5 protein-coding genes are annotated in these 5,906 nt (G+C 45.2%); all 5 read left to right on the forward strand.

Annotated features, from left to right (window positions below; genetic code table 11):
* A partial coding sequence (gene hutI / locus L4C33_RS18910; protein WP_428813961.1) for an imidazolonepropionase occupies nucleotides 1–1,185 on the forward strand: 1,185 nt, incomplete at its 5' end.
* A complete protein-coding gene (hutG, locus tag L4C33_RS18915; protein ID WP_428813962.1) occupies nucleotides 1,178–2,215 on the forward strand; it encodes a formimidoylglutamase in 1,038 nt (345 codons plus the stop codon). The genes hutI and hutG, both read left to right, overlap by 8 nt.
* Before the next feature lie 91 nt (nucleotides 2,216–2,306).
* Nucleotides 2,307–4,001 carry a urocanate hydratase gene (hutU, locus tag L4C33_RS18920; protein ID WP_428813963.1) on the forward strand — a complete coding sequence of 565 codons (1,695 nt, stop codon included), beginning with the start codon at nucleotides 2,307–2,309 and terminating at the stop codon, nucleotides 3,999–4,001.
* 14 nt (nucleotides 4,002–4,015) lie between these two features.
* Nucleotides 4,016–5,548 (forward strand): histidine ammonia-lyase, encoded by a 1,533-nt coding sequence (hutH, locus tag L4C33_RS18925; RefSeq protein WP_428813964.1) that lies wholly within the window; start codon nucleotides 4,016–4,018, stop codon nucleotides 5,546–5,548.
* Nucleotides 5,549–5,756: 208 nt separating this feature from the next.
* A partial coding sequence (locus L4C33_RS18930) for a DUF3581 family protein (protein WP_428813965.1) occupies nucleotides 5,757–5,906 on the forward strand: 150 nt, incomplete at its 3' end.

Consider the following 5,906-nt stretch of genomic DNA (forward strand, 5'->3'; position numbering starts at 1 on the left):
GAACAAGGAAACCTTGGTTATCAGCCAAGTACTTGTAAGACCATCACGATTGAATCAGGGAAAATTGTATCTATCTCTGATGCTGCTACGACTTCGCAAGCGCTTAACTCATCACAACAAGTTGAAGTTCTCGACTGCAAAGGGAAACTTGTTACTCCTGGGCTTATTGATAGTCACACTCACCTGATCTACGCCGGTAATCGCGCTAATGAATTTGAAATGCGTTTACAAGGTATACCTTATCAAGAGATTGCCAAACAAGGCGGCGGGATCATTTCTACAGTTCGCTCCACTCGCGAAACTTCGCAACAAGAATTAGTAGACCTTGCCCTACCCCGTTTAGAAGGCTTAATTCGAAGCGGTGTAACGAGTGTTGAAGTTAAATCAGGATACGGGCTTACATTAGACGACGAACTAAAAATGCTCCGTGCAGCTAAAGCCCTAGAAAGTCACAGACGAATTAAAGTCTCCACGACGCTACTAGCAGCTCATGCTCTTCCACCTGAGTATGCAGGAAAAGCAGACAGCTACATTGACTATGTTTGCCAAGAGATCATCCCAAAAGTTGCCGAAGAGAAGCTTGCTGACGCAGTTGATGTATTTTGTGAAAGCATCGGCTTCAACTTACAACAAACAGAGAAAGTCTTTCAGGCTGCACAACACAATGGGCTATCCATAAAAGGTCATACAGAGCAACTGTCTAACATGGGTGGTAGCGCTCTTGCTGCAAAATACGGTGCGCTTTCAGTTGATCACATTGAGTACCTAGATCAGCACGGTGTTGAACAACTGGCTAAATCAAATACAGTCGCAACACTCCTACCGGGCGCATTTTACTTCTTAAGAGAGACTCAACAACCTCCGATTAAGCTACTGCGTGAACACAATGTTCCATTCGCGATAGCCACTGACTTAAATCCCGGTACTTCTCCATTCGCTGACCTTACACTCATGATGAATATGAGCTGCACTTTATTCGGGTTAACCCCAGAAGAAGCATTAAGAGGTGTGACAGTCCATGCTGCACAAGCTATCGGACAGCAAAATAAGCGAGGAAAAATTGCTATTGGAATGGAAGCGGACCTTGCGGTTTGGCACATACAGCACCCAGCTGACCTAAGCTATCAAGTAGGTGTTCCACGTTTGTCTCATCGCATCGTAAATGGAGAGATCTGCCATGACTGATTCCGCACAATCATCGACTTCAACTCAATCGAATGTTGAGTTTCCAATAACTTCCCATGACTTCCATTGGCAAGGTCGGCATGACGCTGAAGATGGTGAGTTAGGAAAGCGTGTTCATCATGCTATTAAAGCTAAACAAGCATGTGACTTAAAGGACACAGAAAAAGGCGTATCTATTCTTGGTTACGCATCAGACGCAGGCGTCGCTAGAAATAAAGGACGTATCGGAGCAAAACGTGCACCCGACTTGATTCGTCGAGCATTAGCAAACATGGCTTGGCATCAAACGACGCCTATCTTTGATTTAGGGAACGTAACTTGTGAAGACGACTTGCTAGAACTGAGTCAGTCTCAATGCTCAGATGTCATAGCCCAAGCATTAAGTAAAACCAAAGTGATCACACTGGGTGGTGGTCATGAAGTCGCTTGGGCATCGTTTCAAGGACTAGCAAAATACTTCAAGCAACACTCGCCAGAATACACACCTAAAATAGGCATCATTAACTTTGACGCTCACTTTGATCTGCGTGCATTCGATAGCCATTTAGCTGAGGTTAAGCCGAGTTCAGGAACCCCTTTTAATCAGATCCATAATTTTTGTGTCGAAAACGACTGGGTTTTCCATTACGCCTGTCTTGGGGTAAGCCGCGCAAGCAACACCGCCGCTTTGTTTAATAAAGCAGACGAGCTAGGCGTTTGGTATGTCGAAGACAACGAATTGTCACACATAAACCACATTTACCACCTAACTCAGCTTCAACACTTTATTGATAATTGTGATTACATCTACCTCACGATTGATCTTGATGTATTTCCTGCCGCTACTGCTCCTGGGGTAAGTGCCCCTGCCGCCCGTGGTGTCAGTTATGACTTACTGGCCTTATTCCTAGACAGGGTTTTGCACTACAACCGCAAATTATTGATCGCGGATATTGCCGAGTACAACCCAACTTATGATGTAGACAGTCAAACAGCTCGTTTGGCCGCTCGTCTCTGTTGGGACATCGCGAATGCGATGGTTAAAGAGTAAATGTCTAATCAAATAGACAACAAATAATAAGAAAGACCAAAACCTACAAAACTATAAACCTGTAAACCTACGTGAACTAAAGGAGTCTCAAATGACGGATCATCACTCAAGTGACCCTCGTCTCGACACAACTCGTGAAATTCGTGCGCCACATGGTACAACTTTGCGTGCAAAATCTTGGCTAACAGAAGCGCCACTGCGCATGCTAATGAATAATTTGGACCCAGATGTAGCCGAGCACCCTCACTCGTTAGTGGTGTACGGTGGTATTGGCCGAGCAGCACGTGATTGGAAGTGTTATGACAAAATTGTAGAAGTACTTGAGCGCTTAGAAGATGACCAAACTCTGCTAGTTCAATCAGGAAAACCTGTTGGCGTATACCCTACACATAAAAACGCACCGCGCGTATTGATTGCGAATTCAAACTTAGTTCCACATTGGGCTAATTGGGAGCACTTCAACGAGCTCGATAAAGAAGGCTTAATGATGTATGGGCAAATGACGGCAGGCAGCTGGATCTACATAGGTTCACAAGGCATCGTTCAAGGAACTTATGAAACCTTTGTCGCCATTGCTAAAAAACACTTTCAAGGCGACCCAAAAGGTAAATGGGTACTGACTGGCGGTCTTGGTGGTATGGGTGGTGCTCAACCTCTTGCTGCAACTATGGCAGGGTTTTCAATGATTGCCGTCGAATGTGACGAATCACGTATCGACTATCGATTACGCACAGGCTATGTAGACAAAAAAGCCACCAGCCTAGATGAAGCAATGGCGATGATTAAAGAATCTAATGAGCCAATTTCTGTGGGCTTATTAGGTAATGCTGCCGATGTATTCCCAGAGCTTGTCGAAAGAAACATCACACCAGATGTCGTTACTGACCAAACTTCTGCGCATGACCCTTTAAATGGCTACCTCCCTCAAGGTTGGTCGATGGATAAAGCAGCGCAAGAACGGTTAATTGATGAAGCTAAAGTTGTGAAAGCCGCGAAGCAATCAATGGCTATTCAAGTTCAAGCCATGCTAGATCTGCAATACCGTGGTGCAGCAACAGTAGATTACGGTAACAACATCCGCCAAATGGCACTGGAAGAAGGCGTAGAGAACGCATTCGATTTCCCTGGTTTTGTTCCCGCTTACATCCGACCTTTATTCTGTGAAGGCATTGGGCCTTTCCGTTGGGCAGCACTGTCTGGCGACCCAGAAGACATCTATAAAACAGACCAAAAAGTAAAAGAACTGATTCCAGATAATCCACATTTGCATAACTGGTTAGATATGGCTCGTGAACGTATACAGTTCCAAGGCCTTCCAGCGCGTATCTGTTGGGTTGGTCTGAAAGATCGTGAACGTTTAGGGCAAGCATTCAATGAAATGGTGAAAAATGGTGAACTAAAAGCACCAGTCGTGATTGGTCGTGACCACTTAGACTCAGGCTCAGTAGCAAGCCCGAACCGTGAAACAGAAGGCATGATGGATGGTTCTGATGCTGTTTCTGATTGGCCTCTACTTAACGCACTACTCAATACCGCGGGCGGAGCAACATGGGTATCACTACACCATGGTGGCGGTGTCGGCATGGGCTTCTCGCAGCATTCAGGTATGGTGATTTGCTGTGACGGTAGCGAAGATGCATCGCAACGTATTGCTCGTGTTCTACACAATGACCCTGCGACTGGTGTTATGCGCCATGCAGATGCTGGTTATGACATTGCGAAACAGTGTGCCWAAGAACAAAAACTTGATTTACCTATGCTTAACGAAGAGCTGAAAAACCTTTAATGTCTGGAGATACCATGTTGAATTTATTACTTAAACCCGGGCAACTTGGCCTAGCTGAACTTCGTAAGATTAGCCGTAGCCCTGTAAACCTTTCACTCGATCCAGCTGCAATACCGGACATTGAAGCGAGCATGCAGGTTGTAGAACAAGTGATCGCTGAAGATCGCACTGTATATGGCATCAATACTGGTTTTGGCTTATTAGCAAATACCAAGATTGCACCTGAAGATTTAGAAGTACTGCAGAAAAGTATCGTGCTTTCTCACGCAGCTGGCATTGGTAAATTCATGTCTGATGAAACCGTCAGATTAATGATGGTTCTAAAAATCAACAGCCTAGCTCGCGGATATTCAGGTATTCGTTTAAAAGTGATTAATGCCTTGATCGACCTTGTTAATGCGCAAGTTTACCCATGTGTTCCTCAGAAAGGTTCAGTAGGTGCATCGGGTGATTTAGCTCCCCTTGCTCACATGAGTACAGTACTCCTAGGAGAAGGTCAGGCCCGACATAATGGCAAGATCATCACCGGCTTGGAAGCCATGCAAATTGCTGGCTTAGATCCAATAACGCTTGCACCAAAAGAAGGGCTTGCACTACTAAACGGAACACAAGCATCCACTGCATTTGCTCTAGAGGGCCTGTTCGTCGCTGAAGACCTGTTTGCGTCAGCTACAGTATGTGGCGCTATGTCGGTTGAAGCTGCATTAGGTAGCCGTCGTCCATTTGATCCAAGAATTCATCGAGTACGAGGTCATCGCGCTCAAATGGACGCAGCAACGGCATACCGACATATGTTAGATCAATCGAGTGAGATCGGTAATTCCCACACGGCTTGCGAAAAGGTACAGGATCCATATTCGCTTCGCTGTCAGCCTCAAGTTATGGGGGCTTGCTTGCAGCAGATCCGTAACTCTGCCGAGACACTTCAAGTTGAAGCGAACTCAGTTTCTGACAACCCACTCGTTTTTGCAGACGATGGCGACATCATATCTGGGGGCAACTTCCACGCTGAGCCGGTAGCAATGGCTGCTGACAACTTGGCCTTAGCCATCGCAGAAATAGGTAGTTTATCTGAAAGACGTATGGCGCTACTTATTGATAGTGCATTGAGCAAGTTACCTCCTTTCCTTGTCGACAACGGAGGCGTTAACTCTGGCTTTATGATTGCTCAGGTAACTGCAGCTGCACTTGCAAGTGAAAACAAGACTTTAGCTCATCCGGCTTCCGTCGACAGCTTACCGACATCGGCTAACCAAGAAGACCACGTTTCTATGGCAACGTTCGCAGGGCGTCGCCTTCGCGAAATGGGTGAGAACACACGTGGTATTTTAGCGGTTGAATACTTATCTGCGGCACAAGGAATTGATTTCCGAGCACCACATAAATCTTCAACCCGTGTCGAAGAAGCAAAMCACATCTTGCGTGAGAAAGTATCGTTCTACRATAAAGACCGCTACTTCGCTCCAGATATTGAACAAGCTAACTTACTGCTTAAGCTCTCTGTGCATAATCATCTAATGCCTGAAGGTTTATTGTGTAGTTTTTAATTTATTGTGTAGATTCAGAATAAATATAAAGGGCTAGCGATAGCCCTTTCGTGTCTTTTTTGATGAACTTTAAGGCAACCTGAAAGTTCAACACGCCAGTTATACTTTCAACCATTCACTTATTTCGAACCAGTAGTAACTGGATAGACCATTGAAATGAGAATAGTTGGATATACTCCACCCCAGATTTGATTACTAAAAGCGTATTATGTTTCTGACACCGTATTTTTCTACTCAGCAAGACCAATTTCAATTCACTCGTGAACAAGCAAGTCACTTCGCTAAGAAAGTTGCTGGCGACTTCAACCCTCTTCACGATGAAGACAATAAACGCTTCTGCGTACCTGGCGATTTGCTG

Source organism: Vibrio makurazakiensis (assembly GCF_050337375.1).
GTDB classification, from domain to species: domain Bacteria; phylum Pseudomonadota; class Gammaproteobacteria; order Enterobacterales; family Vibrionaceae; genus Vibrio; species Vibrio makurazakiensis.